This window comes from Streptomyces sp. NPDC041796, assembly GCF_055590785.1.
The window spans coordinates 74554-89970 of the sequence record NZ_JBVJAH010000007.1 but is presented as its reverse complement, the minus strand read 5'-3'; the positions used below and the strand labels follow the sequence as shown (position 1 = coordinate 89970).

The following is a 15417-nucleotide window of genomic DNA, read 5'->3' as shown; positions in this document are numbered from 1 at the left end:
CCGCCGTGCGGCGGAGGCCGCTCAGCCCCGGAGGACGAGGACCACCTCGTCGGTCTGCTCCCCCCGGGCGTGCGCGAAGCCCCGGTCGTGGCCGACGACGGTGAAGCCGCACTTCTCCAGGACCCGGACGGAGCCCTTGTTGTCGGCGGCGGCGCGGGCGTGCAGCGGCCGCACCGGCACGGCGTCGAGCAGGGCGCGCAGGGCGGCGGTGGCGATGCCGCGTCCCCAGTGGGTGCGGCCGACGACGTAGGTCACCTCGCGCTCGTCCGGCGGTCCGTACACCGCCGCGTGCCCGACGACCTCGCCGTCGGCGACCACCGTGCGGACGACGGCGTCGGAGGCGAGCACCCGGGCCCAGTGGGCGTCGAAGGAGGCCCGGTCCGTGGGGTCTTCGCGGGTGAAGGCGGCGACCCGGTTGGACTCGGGGTCGCTCATGTGCGAGAAGAACACCGGCAGGTCGCTCTCGCGCACCTCGCGGAGGACGACGTCCATCACAGCCGCCGGGTGGCGAGCGTCAGCCGGTCGCGGGCGTCGAAGAGCGCGTCCTTGATCGTCTGTTCGTGTGCCGGGGTGAGCCGGGCGACCGGCACCGAGCAGCTGATGGCGTCCCGCGCCGGGGTGCGGTACGGGATCGCGACGCCGAAGCAGCGCAGGCCGAGTGTGTTCTCCTCGCGGTCCACGGCGAACCCCTGCTCGCGGACGGTGTGGAGCTCCTCGATGAGCTTCTCGCGGTCGGTGACGGTGTGTTCGGTGAGGGCCGGCAGCGTCTCCGGGAGCATCTTGCGGACCTGCTCGTCGCTGTGGCTCGCCAGCAGTGCCTTGCCGAGCGAGGTGGAGTGGGCGGGCAGCCGGCGTCCGACGCGGGTGAACGGCCGGAGGTAGTGCTGCGACTGGCGGGTGGCGAGGTAGACGACGTTCGTGCCGTCGAGCCGGGCGAGGTGGATCGTCTCGGTGGTGTCGTCGGAGAGCCGGTCCAGGGTCGGGCGGGCGGCGGCGACGACCTCGTCACCGTCGATGTACGAGGTCCCCACCAGCAGGGCGCGTACGCCGATGCCGTACCGCGTGCCCGTCGCGTCCGTCTCCACCCAGCCGAGGTCCACCAGGGTGCGCAGCAGCATGTAGAGGCTGGACTTGGGGTAGCCGACGGCTTCCTGGACGGCGGCCAGGGAATGCATGCCGGGGCTGCCCGCGAAGTACTCGAGCAGTTCCACCGTGCGGACGGCGGACTTGACTTGCGCCCCGCCGGATTCGGTAGCCGACATAGACCTCGCCCCTCTTGTGACGCGCCGCGCCCGTCAATAGAGTCCCATTCATCATCAGGAACGCTGTTCAGAATACCGAACAACCTCGGTGGGCTGGAAGGACGTGGCGGTGTCAGCAGCACAAGTCTGGAGTGTCGACCCCCGAACCGGGAAGCGGCGTGAACAGGTTGCCGTCGAAGCCACGGCCGAGGACGTCGACCGTGCCGTACGCGCGGCGCACGCCGTCCGCGGAGCCCTCGCCGACCGCGCCGTGCGCGCCGCGTTCCTGCGTACCGCCGCCGATCTGCTCGACGGCGCCAAGGACCGGCTGGTGGCCGCGGCCGACGCCGAGACCGCACTCGGCCCGGCGCGGCTCACCGGCGAGCTGGCCCGCACCTGCTTCCAGTTGAGGGCCTTCGCCGGCATCGTCGACGAGGGCGACTTCCTCGGCGTGATCATCGACCACCCCGACGACACCGCCACCCCACCCATCCCGGACCTGCGCCGTTACAAGGTGCCGCTGGGCGTCGTCGCCGTCTACGCCGCCTCCAACTTCCCCTTCGCCTTCTCCGTGCCCGGCGGCGACACCGCCAGCGCGCTCGCCGCCGGCTGCCCCGTCGTCGTCAAGGCCCACCCCGACCACCCGGCCACGTCCGAGCTGGTCGCCGCCGTCCTCGGCCAGGCCGCCGCGCACGCCGGCATCCCGCAGGCCGTCGTCGGCCTGGTCCACGGCTTCGACGCGGGCGTCGCACTCGTCGAGCACCCGCTGATCGCCGCCGCCGGGTTCACCGGCTCGGTACGCGGCGGGCGGGCGCTCTTCGACGCGGCGGCCGCCCGGCCCGTACCGATCCCCTTCCACGGCGAACTCGGCTCCCTCAACCCGGTCGTGGTCACCCGTGCGGCCGCCGCCGAGCGCGCCGAGCAGATCGGCACCGGCCTGGCCGGGTCGATGACGCTCGGAGTCGGCCAGTTCTGCGTCAAGCCCGGGCTGGTGCTGGCCCCGTCCGGCGCGGGCGGCGACGAACTGGTCGCGTCCCTGGCCGGCGCGGTCAAGGGCGCCGGCGAGGGCGTCCTCCTCGACCACCGCATGCGGGACAACTTCGTCGCGGGCGTCGCCGAGCGCGCCGCACTCCCGGACGTCGAGGCCCCCGTCACCCCCGGTGCCGGTGACGAGCACACCGTCAGTCCCGGCTTCCTCACCGTGCCGGCCGCCAGGCTGGCCGACGGCGGCGCGCACGACCTGCTGCTGGAGGAGTGCTTCGGCCCGGTCACCGTCGTCGCCCGGTACGACACCGACGACGAGGTCACCACCGTCCTGTCCCGCCTGCCCGGCAACCTCACGGCGACCGTGCACCTCTCCTCGCAGGAGGCTTCCGCCGGGGGCCGCGGCGCCGAGATCCTCGCCGAACTCACCCCGCTCGCCGGCCGCGTCCTCGTCAACGGCTGGCCCACCGGCGTCGCCGTCGCCCCCGCCCAGCACCACGGCGGCCCCTACCCGGCCACCACCTCCACCTACACCTCCGTCGGCGGCACCGCCGTCGAACGCTGGCTGCGCCCCGTCACCTACCAGTCGACCCCCGAGGCGCTGCTCCCGCCCGAGCTGCGCGACGACAACCCGCTGAACCTCCCGCGCCGGGTCGACGGACGGCTGGAGCACCCGTCCGGTTCCTGATCACCCCCGGGCCGCCCCCCCGGCACCCGGCAGCCCCCCGGCACCCGGCAGCCCTCCGCATACGGCCGGCCCCGCCCGGGGCCGGCCGGGCCCGGTGACCACCTGGTGCTCCGGCTCGCCGCCCGGCCGCTCCCTGAGGACCCCTGCCCCGATCACGGCGTAACGTGACGAAGTGGAGCAGAACGCACCCGGGTGAGGAGCGGCCATGACACCGGACCCCCTACGACAGGAAGCCTTCGCCGAGCTGATGGTCGACGTGCTCAACAAGGGGGCACTGGCCCTCCTCACCAGCGTCGGCCACCAGACCGGCCTGTTCGACACCATGAGCACCCTGCCGCCCGCCACGAGCGCCGACATCGCCGGGGCCGCGGGCCTCGACGAGCGGTACGTACGCGAGTGGCTCGGCGGCATGGTCGTGGGAGGCATGGTGGAGTACGAACCCGAGGGCGCGACCTACACCCTGCCTCCCGAGCACGCCGCCTCGCTCACCTCGGCCGCCGGCCCCGACAACCTCGCCGGGATGATGCCCTACATCGCCCTGATGGGTGAGGTCGAGCAGCAGGTCGTCGCGTCCTTCCGCGACGGCGGCGGCGTCCCGTACTCGGCGTACCCCCGCTTCCAGGCGCTCCAGGCCCAGGAGACGGCCCGGGTGTACGACACGGCCCTCGTCGACACGATCGTCCCGCTGGCCCCCGGCCTCACGGAACGCCTGCGAGACGGCATCGACGTCCTCGACGTGGGCACCGGCCAGGGCCACGCCCCGCTCGTCCTGGCCCGGGCCTTCCCGCGCAGCCGCTTCCACGGCCTCGACCGGTCGGAGGACGGCATCGCCGCCGCCCGGCGCGAGGCCGAACGACTGTCCCTGGACAACCTCCACTACACCGTGGGCGACTCCACGGAGATCACCGGCCGGTACGACCTCGTCACGGCCTTCGACGTCATCCACGACCTCGCCCGCCCCCAGGAGACCCTCACGGCCGTCGCCGCGTCCCTCCGCGAGGGCGGCACGTTCCTGATGGGCGACATCGCCGCCTCCAGCAACCTGGAGGAGAACATCGGCCACCCGTTCGGGCCCACGCTCTTCGGCTTCTCCGTCTTCTACTGCATGACCACCTCCCTGAGCACCGGTGGCGCCGGCCTCGGCACGGTCTGGGGCGAGCAGACCGCCCGCCGCATGCTGGAGGAGGCGGGCTTCACCGGCGTCCAGGTCCGGTCGGTGGACGACGACCCGCTGAACGTCTACTACGTGGCGACGACCCCCGCCCGGTAGAGGCGGTCCCGACCACGGCCTGGCCCGGCCGGACACTCCGGCTAGTGGCCCCCGCGCGGTTCCACGCAGCCGCCCTCCATGTACGGGCCGTGCGCCTCGGCCCGGGCGGGCGGACCGAGGTGTCCGGAGACGCACGGCCCGGCGCCGGGGACGAGCAGGCTGAAGCCGAGGAGCGGACCGTTGCGGTAGACCTCCGTGCTGTCCGCCGGATACCCGAGCTCCTCCAGCACCGCCCTCAGGCCGCTCTCGTCACGGACGCCCGCCAGGGACTCGGCTATCCGGCCGGCGTGGGCACGCCCCCGGCACGCGGTGCCGGGCTTCATGGGCATCTGCTGCTGGAACGCGTGGTTCTCGGCGTACTTGGACCGCTCGGGGTCGTACGGCTCCGTGGCCGCCGAGGTGCTGGGGGAGGGGCTCGGCCCGGTACCGGCGCAGCGGTCTCCCACGCCGGGGAACAGCCTGTCGTGCTCGGCGAGGGCGGCGTTCCGCTGCGCCGCGGGGTCCGGGGACGGTGAGCCGGAGGCCCCCGGCGGCTGCGACGACACCCGTTCGGTGCCGCAGCCGGTCACCAGCAACAGCCCCGCGACGGCGGCGGGCAGGGCGAGACGTCTCACCAGAGGGCTCCATTTCCGGTACGGCACGGCGGGCCATGGCAGCTTCGCGCACCGAAGCGGGGATCGTCGTGAGTATCCGTACTCAGAGGAGACGAGGTACCGCGGTGGGAAAGATCGTGCTGTCCATGTCGGTGTCCCTGGACGGCTACATGGAGGGACCGAACCGGGACATCGACTGGCACCTGGTCGACGACGAATTGCACCAGTACTTCAACGACCTGTGCGCGGGGATGGGGGCCTTCCTCGAAGGCCGCGTCACCTATGAGCTGATGGCGGGGTACTGGCCGACGGCCGACTCCGACCCCGCCGCTTCCGCCACCGTGCGGGAGTTCGCGCGCATCTGGCGGGAGAAGCCCAAGTACGTGTTCTCCGGCACCCTCCAGGAGGCCGGCTGGAACACGACCGTCCTCCGGGACGTCGACCCCGAGGAGGTGCGGGCCATCGCGCGGCAGTACGCGGGCGATCTGGCGGTGGGTGGAGCCGACCTCGCCGCGGCGTTCCGGAAGCACGACCTGATCGACGCGTACAGCGTCTACGTCCACCCCGTCCTCATCGGCAGGGGCAAGCCGCTGTTCCCCGACTGGGACACCAGGACCGCCCTGCGGCTCGTCGAGACCCGGAGGTTCGGCAACGGGGTGGTGCTGCTCGGGTACGAGAGGGAATGAGCGGTGCCCGGCAGGCGTTGAGGGCTCGAGCGGAGGACGCCTCCGCACGCCCGGCCCCCCCTCACGACCTGGAGAGAACAGACACATGCGCGTCGAGATCTGGAGCGACATCGCCTGCCCGTGGTGCTACATCGGCAAGGCGCGCTTCGAGAAGGGGCTCGCGGCCTTCGCCCACCGGGACGAGGTCGAGGTGGTGCACCGTTCCTTCGAGCTCGACCCGGGACGGGCCAAGGGCGACACCGCTCCGGTGATCGACATGCTGGCGAAGAAGTACGGGCGTACGCGTGAGGAGGCGCGGGCCATGGAGGAGCACGTGGCCTCCACCGCGCGCGCCGAGGGGCTGGAGTACCGCACCGAGGGGCGGGACCACGGCAGCACCTTCGACATCCACCGGCTGCTGCACCTGGCGAGGGCGCGCGGCCGGCAGGACGCGCTGCTCGACCTGGCCTACCGGGCCAACTTCGCCGAGGAGCGGTCCGTCTTCGACCCGGAGGTGCTCGTCCGGCTCGGTGCCGAGGCGGGCCTGGCCGAGGACGAGGTGCGGGCCGTGCTGGCCGACGAGGACGCCTACGCCGACGACGTACGGGCCGATGAGCGGGAGGCGGCCGCGCTGGGCGCCACGGGCGTGCCGTTCTTCGTCCTCGACCGGCGCTACGGCGTCTCCGGCGGACAGCCCGCCGAGGTCTTCACCCAGGCGCTGGAGCAGGCCTGGCAGGGCCGGGTGGTCCAGCCGGCCGGCGCGGGGGCGGTGGCCTGTGACGTGGACGGGACCTGCGAGGTGTGAGATCCGCGTCAGCGGTGCGTGATTGACCCGGCGTGGCGCGCGGCACAGGGTAGGGACATGGAAATCCCCCTCGGTGGCGGCGAGTTCGCGCCCACGCAGACGTATCTGAACACCTCCCGCTGCGGGCTGCTGCCCCGCCGGACCGTGGCCGCCGTGACCGCGCTGGCGGAGAAGCTCGCCGCGGGCACGGCCGGCGGCTCAGGAAGTTTCGAGGCCGTGGACGGCGCGCGGTGCGGGTTCGCGCGGGTGGCGGGCGTGGGCCCGGACCGGGTGGCCGTGGGCAGCTCGGTCGCCGTGCACGTGGGCCTGATCGCGAGCTCCCTGCCGTCCGGGGCGGAGGTCCTGTTCGTGGACGGCGACTTCGGCTCGCTGATCACGCCGTTCGCGGTGCGCGGCGACCTCAAGGCGCGGTTCGTGCCGCTGGAGGACCTGGCGGACGCGGTACGGCCGGGGACGGCGCTGGTGGCCTTCTCGTCCGTGCAGTCGGCGGACGGGCGCGTCGCCGACATGGCGGCGGTACGGGAGGCCGCGGCCGCGCACGGGGCCCGCACGCTCGTCGACGCGACCCAGTCGGCGGGGTGGCTGCCGCTGGACGCCGGGGCGTACGACTACACCGTGACGGGCGGGTTCAAGTTCCTGATGTGCCCCCGGGGCGCGTCGTTCCTCACCGTCACGGAGGACGCCCAGGAGTCCCTGGTGCCCATCCACGCGGGCTGGTTCGCGGCCGAGGACCTGAATGATCCGTACGGTCCGGCGGTACGGCTCGCCGACACCGCCCGGCGGTTCGACGAGCCGCCCGCCTTCCTCCCGTACCACGGCGCCGAGCAGTCCCTGGCGCTGCTCGGCGAGATCGGCGTCGACACCGTCCACGCCCATGCCACCGCGCTGGCCGCCCGCTTCCGGGAGGGCCTGGTCCGCCTCGGTCACGCCCCGGTGCCCGGCGACTCGGCCGTCGTCGCCGTCCCGGGGCTGGGCTCGCGGCAGGCCGAGCTGGCGGAGGCGGGGGTCGTCGTGTCCGCCCGGGCCGGCAACCTCCGGGCCGCCTTCCACCTCTACAACTCGGCCGCCGACGTGGACCGGACTCTCGACCTGCTGTCCTGAGCCGCCGCCGAAGCGACCTGTCGAACGGCTGCCGGGCTACCCCGCGGCCGTTCCCGGACAGTCCAGGGTCGCCTTGCACAGGTTCGCCTCGACCTTGCCCAGCAGCCGTGCGAGCTCGGCTCGCTCGCGCGTGTCGAGCCCGGCGAGGGTGTGCTCCTCCAGGTCGCTCCAGGCGCCGCTCACCTGATCGTGCAGCGAGCAGCTGGCACTCGTGGCCTCGACCAGCACCGCTCGCCGGTCGGCGGGGTCGGGGGAGCGGCGCACGTGCCCGCTCTGCTCCAGGCGCTGGAGCATCTTGGTGACCGTGGAGGGGTCCAGGTCGACGGCCTTGATCAGCTCGGACTGGCGCACCGGGCCGGCGTCCCAGAGGTACATCATCACGAACTCCTGGCCGGGGTAGATCCCCACCGCCTTCAGGAACCTGCCCGCGGCGATGCGGTGCAGCCGGGCCACCCGGGACAGGGTGTGGGAGAGGGGGCCGCCGCGCGCCGCGGAGGGCAGCGCGTCGGTACACAGGACGGGCTCGGAGCCCGCCGAGGCGTCGTGGGGGGCTGACATCGGGGGTCTCCTCGGGGGGTGTCCGGACGATGTCACCGATTTTACCTTGGTCGGCCAATGAATGCGCTACAGTGGCGTCACGCCGAAATACTTGGCCGACCACATATTGCTTGGGAGACTCCGATGACCACTGCCTTCGACCCCATCGACCTGTCCGGCACGCAGCTCGCCAACCGCATCGCCATGGCACCGATGACCCGCAGCCGGGCCGGCGCCGGGCGGGTGCCGACCGACCTCACCGCCGAGTACTACGCCCAGCGCGCCTCGGCCGGCCTGATCATCACCGAAGGCGTCCAGCCCTCCCCGGTCGGCCAGGGTTACCCCGACACCCCCGGCCTGCACAGCGACGAGCAGACCGCCGCCTGGCGCAAGGTCACCGACGCCGTGCACGCCAAGGGCGGCAGGATCTTCGCCCAGCTCATGCACGCGGGCCGCATCGGCCACCCCGACCTGCTCGCGGACCAGCCCGGCGCCCTCCACCCGGTGGGCCCCTCCGCCGTCGCCGCCAAGGGCCAGGTGTACACCGCCGAGGGCCCCAAGGAGTTCGTCACCCCGCACGAGCTCACCGACGCCGAGGTACGGGAGACGATCGCGGACTTCGTGGCCGCCGCCCGCAACGCCGTGGCAGCCGGGTTCGACGGCGTCGAGCTGCACGGCGCCAACGGCTACCTCATCCACCAGTTCCTGGCCCCCGGCACCAACCGCCGGACCGACGCCTGGGGCGGCTCGGTGGAGGGCCGCATCCGCTTCGCCGTCGAGGTCGTCACCGCGGTCGCCGCCGAGATCGGCCCCGAGCGCACCGGCCTGCGGATCTCGCCCGGGAACCCGTTCAACGACATCGACGAGCCCGAGCCGGAGGAGACGTACACGGCGCTCGCCACGGCCCTCGAACCGCTCGGCATCGCCTACCTGCACGTCCTGGAGAGCGCGCCCGCCTCCCGCGAGCTCACCCTGGCCCTGCGCAAGCGGTTCTCCGGCACCCTCGTACTCAACCCGGCCACCGAGGGCCCGACGAGCGCCGAGGACCTCGCGCTGATCGAGAACGGCACGGCCGACATAGTGGCGTTCGGCGCCCTGTTCCTCGCCAACCCCGACCTGCCGGCCCGCCTCAGGGCCAACGGCCCGTACAACACCCCGGACACCGCCACCTTCTACGGCGGCGACCACCGCGGCTACACCGACTACCCGGCCCTGGTCGTCTGACCGCGGCCCCCGACGACCCGCGAGGGGCGGGACCGCACCCCGGTCCCGCCCCTCCGCGTGTGTGCCGGACGGCTCACCGCCCCTGCCGCCCCAGCGGTCAGCGCACCGGCGTGAAGTCCCTCGCCCCGATGAACTCGGGCCGTCGGACCGGTGCCGCGAACGGCTCCACCGCCGTGTTCTCCACGCTGTTGAACACGATGAAGACATTGCTGCGCGGGAACGGGGTGATGTTGTCGCCCGAGCCGTGCATGGCGTTGCAGTCGAACCAGGTCGCCGAGCCCGCCCTGCCGGTGAACAGCCGGATGCCGTGCGCGTCCGCGAACTTCGTCAGCGCTTCGTCCGACGGGGTGCCCGCGTCCTGCATCTGCAGCGACTTCTTGTAGTTGTCCTTCGGCGTCTCGCCCGCGCAGCCCAGGAACGTCCGGTGCGACCCCGGCATGATCATCAGGCCGCCGTTGGTGTCGTAGTTCTCGGTCAGCGCGATCGACACGGACACCGTCCGCATCCGCGGCAGCCCGTCCTCCGCGTGCCAGGTCTCGAAGTCCGAGTGCCAGTAGAAGCCCGAGGCGCCGAACCCCGGCTTCACATTGATCCGCGACTGATGGACGTACACGTCCGAGCCGAGGATCTCGCGCGCCCGGCCCACCACCCGCTCGTCGCGCACCAGCCGCGCGAACACGTCGCTGATCCGGTGGACCTCGAAGACCGACCGTACGTCCTGGGACTTCGGCTCGATGATCGACCGCTCGTCGGCCCGGATCGCCGGATCGGTGACGAGCCGGTCCAGCTCGGCACGGTAGACGGCGACCTCGTCCTCCGTGATCAGCTGGTCGACGGCGAGGAAACCGTCACGCTCGAACGACTCCAGCTCCGGGGTGAGCGGCCCCCAGACGACCGGGTCCTGCCGGGGCGTGACGACCTCGGACGCGCCTCGGGTGGGGTACAGGTCCTGCACAGTGGTGGTCGTGGTCGTCGTCGTCATGGTTCAGCCCTCCTCGGTGAGCAGCGGGTAGACACCGTTCTCGTCGTGGTCCTCCCGCCCGGTGACAGGGGGGTTGAACACGCATACGCACCGGAAGTCGGTCTTCGGCCGCATGGTGTGGCGCTCATGGCCGTCCAGCAGGTACATCGTGCCGGGCTCGATCCAGTGCGTCTCGCCCGTCTCGTCGTTGGTCAGCTCGGCCTCGCCCTCGACGCACAGCACGGCCTCGATGTGGTTGGCGTACCACATGGACGTCTCGGTGCCGGCGTACAGCACGGTCTCGTGCAGCGAGAAGCCGACCTTCTCCTTGGCGAGCACGATGCGCTTGGACTCCCAGGTGCCGGAGGCGGCCTTCACATGGCGCTCGGTGTTCTCGATGTCCTTCAACGATCGGACGATCACGGTGGTGCAACTTCCTTTCGTACGGGAGGGGTCAGGCGGTTTCGCGGACTGCGCGGGCCAGCGTCCGCAGCCCCTCGTCCAGCTCGTCGGGCGTGATGGTCAGCGGCGGCAGCAGCTTGACGACCTCGCTGCGCGGGCCCGACGTCTCCAGCAGCAGCCCCAGCTCGAAAGCGCGCGCGCAGACGGCCGCGGCCCGGGACTTGTCGGTGAACTCCATGCCCCACACCAGGCCCCGGCCCCGGAAGTGGGCGCCGTAGGCGGAGTTCTCGTCGCAGATCGCCAGCAGCGCCTGCTCGACCTGCTCGCCGCGCGCGATGGTCTGCTTCTCCATCTGCCCGTCGGCCCAGTAGGTGTCCAGCGCGGCGGTGGCGGTGACGAAGGCCGGGTTGTTGCCGCGGAAGGTCCCGTTGTGCTCACCCGGGCCCCACACGTCCAGCTCCGGCATGAACAGGCACAGCGACATCGGCAGTCCGTACCCGCTGATGGACTTCGACAGGGTGACGATGTCGGGGGTGATGCCCGCCTCCTCGAAGGAGAAGAAGGCACCGGTGCGGCCGCAGCCCATCTGGATGTCGTCGACGATCAGCAGCATGTCCTGGCGGTCGCACAGCTCCCGCAGCGCCCGCAGCCACTCGGGCCGGGCGACGTTGATGCCGCCCTCGCCCTGCACGGTCTCCACGATCACGGCGGCGGGCTTGTTCAGACCGGAGCCCTGGTCCTCCAGGAGCCGCTCGAACCAGAGGAAGTCGGGGACCTGGCCGTCGAGGTAGTTGTCGAACGGCATCGGCGTGCCGTGCACCAGCGGGATACCGGCCCCGGCGCGCTTGAACGCGTTGCCGGTCACCGCGAGTGAGCCCAGCGACATGCCGTGGAAGGCATTGGTGAACGACACGATCGACTCGCGCCCCTTCACCTTCCGGGCCAGCTTCAGCGCCGCCTCCACCGCGTTGGTGCCCGTGGGGCCGGGGAACATCACCTTGTACGGCAGGTCGCGCGGCCGGAGGATCACGTTCTGGAAGGACTCCAGGAACGCGCGCTTGGCGGTCGTCGCCATGTCGAGGCCGTGGGTGATGCCGTCACGCTCGATGTAGTCGAGCAGGGCGCGTTTCAGCACGGGGTTGTTGTGGCCGTAGTTGAGCGAGCCGGCGCCGGCGAAGAAGTCGAGGTAGGTGTGTCCGTCCTCGTCGGTGAGGCGTGCGCCCTGCGCGCGGTCGAACACGGCGGGCCAGCCGCGGCAGTAGCTGCGCACCTCCGACTCCAGGGTCTCGAAGACACTCAGGGCGGGCGGGGTGATGGTCACGGCGGTTCGTCTCCTCGGTGTGGGGGTCTCAGGCGTGCGGATCTGGCGGCGTGCGGGCGTGCGGGCGTGCGGGCGTGCGGCTGCGGCGTCAGGCGCTCGGGGCTCCGGGGCTCCGGGGCTCCGGGGCTCCGGGGCCGGACGATCGAGCTGCGGCGTCGGGCGACCGGGCTCCGGGGGCGGACGATCGAGCTGCGGCGTCGGGCGACCGGCTGCGGCGTCAGGCGATCGGGCCGATGCGGTAGAGCACCTCGGGCTCGTGCGTCCCCTCGGGGAACAGCCCTCCGTCGAAGAGGACCTCACGCTCCAGGGACGCGCCGCGGCGCTCCGCGTACGAGGTGAAGAGCCGGTCGGACGCGGTGTTGTCCGGGGTGACGGTGGTCTCCACGGTGTGGACGCCCTGTCCGGTGACGCGCGCGGTCAGCGCGTCCAGCAGCACACCGGCCAGTCCCCGGCCCCGGTGCGCCCGGTCCACGGCGACCTGCCAGACCACAAGGGTCTGCGGACGCTGCGGCCTGATGTATCCCGTGACGAAGGCGATCGGCTCTCCGTCGGCGCCGCGCGCCACCAGGGACGTGGAGGCGAAGTCACGGCACCACAGCAAGTAGCTGTACGAGGAGTTGAGGTCCAGGACCTCGGAGTCGCGGGCAATGCGCCATATCGCGGCTCCGTCCTCCACTCGTGGGGTGTCGATACCGATGGCCGGTGCGGCCGGTCGGTGGAATTCGTTTCGGGCACCTGCAAGGTCTGCTTGTGCGGCGGTCATGCGGATTGAACTTACCCAGCAAATTCTGAAATTGCATCGGGGTGAGGGGTTGGGTGAGTCCCTGACCTGTGTTATCGCGCGGGCGCGAGTCCAATCGTGATCCACTCGCCGATCACCGCTTTTTGCCCGGATATTTACCGGCAAAACGGACGCCATGTGGAGTCGGTCACACCGGAGTAACCGGCTTGACACGTGCCCGAATTGCCCGTCGAGTCCTTATGAAATCTTGGTGTTTAGAGTCATGGAAACCGGGCAGAAGAATGCGGGGAGCTACCCACAATAAAACACCTGCCGGTATTGATGTATCAATGTCGATTTCTTTATTGCTGGAATGTGGACGTGAAGTGGACGTCGTGCTGTTTCCGCGGCGGCGGTGGCGGTGGCGCCGGCCCCCCCTCGCGGTGACGGCCGCCACGGCCCCCCGTTCGGCGCCGTGCCCTCCCGCCCCACCGGATGAGTCATTCCGGTCTCCTCGCCCGTACCTGTGTTTCGACGCCGAGTGGGCGCCGGAATCACGTACATGTCGGGAAGAACAGGCGACCGAGAAGCGGTTGACGACCACAGTGATCATCAACGGCGATGGGTGGGGGACCGGGAAGTGGAGCTGCGTCAGCTGGAGTACTTCGTCGCGGTCGCCGAGGAGCTCGGCTACGGCCGGGCGGCGGAGCGACTGGACACCGTGCAGGACTCGGTGAGTCAGCAGATCGCCCGCCTGGAACGGGAACTGGGGGTGCGGTTGTTCGACGGCTCCCCCCGGCACGTCCGGCTCACCGCCGCGGGGGAGCGGCTGCTGCCCGAGGCCCGCGCCGCGCTCGCCGCGGCCGCCCGGGTCCGGGCCACCGCCGTCGGGATCACCGCCGGAACCGAGGGACTCGTGCGGCTCGGCACCACCCGGGCCTTCGCCGACCGCGTCTACCGCGCCCTCGACACGCTGGCCGCCCGCCGCCCCGGACTGCGCGTACGCCTGGAGCGGGCGCCCCAGGAGGCCCGCCTGGCGGCCGTACGCTCCGGAACGTTCGACGCCGCCCTCGTCCGCACCGTGCGGCGCGCCGACGGCGTGGCCCTGCACCCGCTGTGGGCCGACCCGCTGATCGCCGCGCTGCCCGCCTCCCACGCGGCGGCTCTCGGCCTCGCCGAGGACGAGGCACCGAGCCTCGACCGGCTGGCGCGCCTGCCCCTGAGGCTCGCCCCCCGCGCCGCCAACCCGGCCTTCCACGACCTGGTGACGGCCGCGCTCCCGGACTGGACGCCCGGCCCGCCGTTCACCACCCTCCAGGAGACACTCACCGAGCTGGCCGCCCACCCCGAGCCGTCCTGGACGCTGTTCTACCCGGCAGGACCGCTGCCCTTGACCGGCCGGATCGCCTTCCGCGTCCTGCCGGGCCTCACGGTCCCGGTCTCCCTGGCCGTCCCGGCGGGGCGGCCGCTCGCCCCACCGGTCCAGGCCCTGCTCGACGCGCTCACGGCCACGAGCGCCGCCCCACGCCTCCCCGCAACCCCCACCCGGACCCCCGTCGGCCGGCGCGGGACCCCCGCGGGCCGGGGCGGGACCCCCGCGGGCAGCCCGGGCGGGCACCCCACCGGCAGCCCCGTCGCTCGCCCCGCCGCGAGTGCCCCCGGGAGCGCCCCCGCCCACCAGGCCGGGAACCCCGTCCTGAAGGCGGGCGGCGGCGCGGCCACGGCAGCGGTCACGCCCGCGCGAGAGGCTACGCCCACGTCCCGGTGACCGCCCGGCGCGCGGCCGCCACGTCCACCGCCGTGCCGGTCATCCGGGCCAGGGCGGCCCCCAGCGCCGCCACCGAGGACTCCACCACGTCCCGGCCGGCGTCCACCCCGTAGTGGTTCACCCGGACCATCTCCTTGGCCAGCGCCCCGCCACCGGCCGCCAGCGGCAGCGACGCGTCCATGGCCAGGGCCTCGGCCACCAGCGCGGAGGCGTCCACCCCGGCAGTGGTGCGCAGCGTCGTCGCCACCGGGGCGGCGTCCTTCGCCTCGTACACGTACGGCTCCAGGCCGCCGCCGAGCGCGAGCGCGCCCGCCCGGGTGGCCGCCGCGGCGGACGCGTGGCGGGCCATCAGCGCGTCCGGGCCCTCCGCCTCGATGCGCTCCAGGCACGCCTCCAGCGCCAGCATCTCCAGTTGCGCTGGCGCGTGCGGCAGCGCCTTGCGGCCGCGGTCGATCCAGCGCTCCTTCCAGTCCAGGAGGGAGAGGTACGAGCGGCGCGGTGCCGCCGGATTGGCCGCGAACCGCTCCCACGCGCGCGTGCTGACCGAAACGGCCGAGACACCCGCCGGGCCGCCCATCGCCTTCTGCGCGCCGATGACGCACAGGTCCACGCCCCAGGCGTCCGGCAGCACCGGCTCGGCACCGATCGACGCCACCGCGTCGAGGTGGAACAGCGCGCCGTGCGCCCTGACCACCTCACCGATCTCCGCGACCGGGTTGGTGTTGCCGGTCGCCGCCTCGGCGTGCACCAGCGACACGAAGTCGATCTCCGGGTTCCGCTCCAGCGCCTCGGCGATCCGGTCGGCCGTCACCGCCGTGTGGAACGGCACCTCCAGGTCCACCACCGTCGCGCCGCAGTCACGCAGCCAGTCGCCGAAGGTCCGGCCGTACGGCCCCGTCACCACGTTCAGTGCCGTCGAGCCGGGCCGCGCCCCGCTGCGGATGCATCCCTCCAGCGGCAGCAGCGCCTCGCCCTGCGTGATCACCACGTCCTGCTCGGTCGCCAGCAGCGCGGCCACGCGCCGCTCGATCGCCGCGAAACGGTCGGCGGTCAGCGGGGGCAGGTCGAGGAGGGGGTGCGTCACGGGGGTCCTCACGGAGCTCTCTTCTCTTCACGTACGGAACTGCTCCGCCGAG

The 15417-nt window shown here is 72.5% G+C and carries 16 protein-coding genes; 7 read left to right on the top strand and 9 right to left on the bottom strand.

The annotated features are described in order from the left end of the window. Nucleotides 1-21: 21 nt before the first annotated feature. Nucleotides 22-492: a GNAT family N-acetyltransferase gene (locus ACZ6C1_RS15945; protein ID WP_469241407.1), complete on the bottom strand. Its 471-nt coding sequence runs from the start codon at nt 490-492 to the stop codon at nt 22-24. Beyond that, complete coding sequence (locus ACZ6C1_RS15940; RefSeq protein WP_469241405.1) at nt 492-1262, bottom strand: IclR family transcriptional regulator; 771 nt, start codon at nt 1260-1262, stop codon at nt 492-494. Before ACZ6C1_RS15940 ends, ACZ6C1_RS15945 begins: the two co-directional genes overlap by 1 nt. A gap of 109 nt (nt 1263-1371) precedes the next feature. Between ACZ6C1_RS15940 and ACZ6C1_RS15935 the strand changes: the two genes are divergently transcribed. Continuing rightward, entirely contained in the window at nt 1372-2913 is a 1542-nt protein-coding gene (locus tag ACZ6C1_RS15935) for an aldehyde dehydrogenase (NADP(+)) (RefSeq protein WP_469241403.1), read from the top strand. A gap of 205 nt (nt 2914-3118) precedes the next feature. After that, a complete protein-coding gene (locus tag ACZ6C1_RS15930) occupies nt 3119-4183 on the top strand; it encodes a class I SAM-dependent methyltransferase (protein ID WP_469241401.1) in 1065 nt (354 codons plus the stop codon). 41 nt (nt 4184-4224) lie between these two features. On the opposite strand, the gene ACZ6C1_RS15925 is transcribed toward ACZ6C1_RS15930, so the two are convergent. Continuing rightward, nucleotides 4225-4797: a hypothetical protein gene (locus tag ACZ6C1_RS15925; protein WP_469241398.1), complete on the bottom strand. Its 573-nt coding sequence runs from the start codon at nt 4795-4797 to the stop codon at nt 4225-4227. 104 nt (nt 4798-4901) lie between these two features. Between ACZ6C1_RS15925 and ACZ6C1_RS15920 the strand changes: the two genes are divergently transcribed. From ACZ6C1_RS15920 to ACZ6C1_RS15910, 3 genes are all read left to right on the top strand, one after another. Then, nucleotides 4902-5462: a dihydrofolate reductase family protein gene (locus ACZ6C1_RS15920; protein WP_469241396.1), complete on the top strand. Its 561-nt coding sequence runs from the start codon at nt 4902-4904 to the stop codon at nt 5460-5462. An 85-nt stretch (nt 5463-5547) separates the two neighbouring features. Next, entirely contained in the window at nt 5548-6246 is a 699-nt protein-coding gene (locus ACZ6C1_RS15915) for a DsbA family oxidoreductase (RefSeq protein ID WP_469241394.1), read from the top strand. A gap of 57 nt (nt 6247-6303) precedes the next feature. Next, nucleotides 6304-7347, top strand: a complete 1044-nt coding sequence (locus ACZ6C1_RS15910; protein ID WP_469241392.1) for an aminotransferase class V-fold PLP-dependent enzyme — start codon at nt 6304-6306, stop codon at nt 7345-7347. Between the two features lie 36 nt (nt 7348-7383). On the opposite strand, the gene ACZ6C1_RS15905 is transcribed toward ACZ6C1_RS15910, so the two are convergent. After that, entirely contained in the window at nt 7384-7905 is a 522-nt protein-coding gene (locus ACZ6C1_RS15905) for a MarR family winged helix-turn-helix transcriptional regulator (protein WP_469241390.1), read from the bottom strand. A gap of 123 nt (nt 7906-8028) precedes the next feature. Here ACZ6C1_RS15905 and ACZ6C1_RS15900 point away from each other — a divergent pair, with 123 nt between their 5' ends. Then, nucleotides 8029-9108, top strand: coding sequence for an alkene reductase (locus ACZ6C1_RS15900; protein ID WP_469241388.1), 1080 nt, complete (start codon nt 8029-8031; stop codon nt 9106-9108). Nucleotides 9109-9205: 97 nt separating this feature from the next. Here the strand turns inward: ACZ6C1_RS15900 and thpD are convergent, their stop codons facing one another. From thpD to ectA, 4 genes are all read right to left on the bottom strand, one after another. After that, a complete protein-coding gene (gene thpD / locus ACZ6C1_RS15895; RefSeq protein WP_469241386.1) occupies nt 9206-10090 on the bottom strand; it encodes an ectoine hydroxylase in 885 nt (294 codons plus the stop codon). Nucleotides 10091-10093: 3 nt separating this feature from the next. Further along, on the bottom strand, nt 10094-10492 hold the full coding sequence (locus ACZ6C1_RS15890) for an ectoine synthase (protein WP_344364670.1): 399 nt from the start codon (nt 10490-10492) through the stop codon (nt 10094-10096). Nucleotides 10493-10523: 31 nt separating this feature from the next. Continuing rightward, the gene (gene ectB, locus ACZ6C1_RS15885; RefSeq protein ID WP_469241384.1) at nt 10524-11792 is read right to left on the bottom strand and encodes a diaminobutyrate--2-oxoglutarate transaminase; all 1269 of its coding nucleotides are present in this window, start codon (nt 11790-11792) and stop codon (nt 10524-10526) included. Between the two features lie 217 nt (nt 11793-12009). Next, nucleotides 12010-12555 carry a diaminobutyrate acetyltransferase gene (gene ectA, locus ACZ6C1_RS15880; RefSeq protein WP_469241382.1) on the bottom strand — a complete coding sequence of 182 codons (546 nt, stop codon included), beginning with the start codon at nt 12553-12555 and terminating at the stop codon, nt 12010-12012. Between the two features lie 598 nt (nt 12556-13153). Between ectA and ACZ6C1_RS15875 the strand changes: the two genes are divergently transcribed. Then, complete coding sequence (locus ACZ6C1_RS15875; protein ID WP_469241380.1) at nt 13154-14281, top strand: LysR family transcriptional regulator; 1128 nt, start codon at nt 13154-13156, stop codon at nt 14279-14281. Here the strand turns inward: ACZ6C1_RS15875 and ACZ6C1_RS15870 are convergent. Then, nucleotides 14262-15365, bottom strand: coding sequence for a pyridoxal-phosphate-dependent aminotransferase family protein (locus ACZ6C1_RS15870; protein ID WP_469241900.1), 1104 nt, complete (start codon nt 15363-15365; stop codon nt 14262-14264). The genes ACZ6C1_RS15875 and ACZ6C1_RS15870 overlap by 20 nt on opposite strands. Nucleotides 15366-15417: the final 52 nt, after the last annotated feature.

Coding starts and splice junctions, on each gene's coding strand:
- ectA (WP_469241382.1), bottom strand. CDS start 12,555: ATGACCGCCGCACAAGCAGACCTTGCAGGTGCCCGAAACGAATTCCAC.
- ACZ6C1_RS15930 (WP_469241401.1), top strand. CDS start 3,119: ATGACACCGGACCCCCTACGACAGGAAGCCTTCGCCGAGCTGATGGTC.
- ACZ6C1_RS15915 (WP_469241394.1), top strand. CDS start 5,548: ATGCGCGTCGAGATCTGGAGCGACATCGCCTGCCCGTGGTGCTACATC.
- ACZ6C1_RS15910 (WP_469241392.1), top strand. CDS start 6,304: ATGGAAATCCCCCTCGGTGGCGGCGAGTTCGCGCCCACGCAGACGTAT.
- ACZ6C1_RS15945 (WP_469241407.1), bottom strand. CDS start 492: ATGGACGTCGTCCTCCGCGAGGTGCGCGAGAGCGACCTGCCGGTGTTC.
- ACZ6C1_RS15905 (WP_469241390.1), bottom strand. CDS start 7,905: ATGTCAGCCCCCCACGACGCCTCGGCGGGCTCCGAGCCCGTCCTGTGT.
- ACZ6C1_RS15940 (WP_469241405.1), bottom strand. CDS start 1,262: ATGTCGGCTACCGAATCCGGCGGGGCGCAAGTCAAGTCCGCCGTCCGC.
- ACZ6C1_RS15900 (WP_469241388.1), top strand. CDS start 8,029: ATGACCACTGCCTTCGACCCCATCGACCTGTCCGGCACGCAGCTCGCC.
- thpD (WP_469241386.1), bottom strand. CDS start 10,090: ATGACGACGACGACCACGACCACCACTGTGCAGGACCTGTACCCCACC.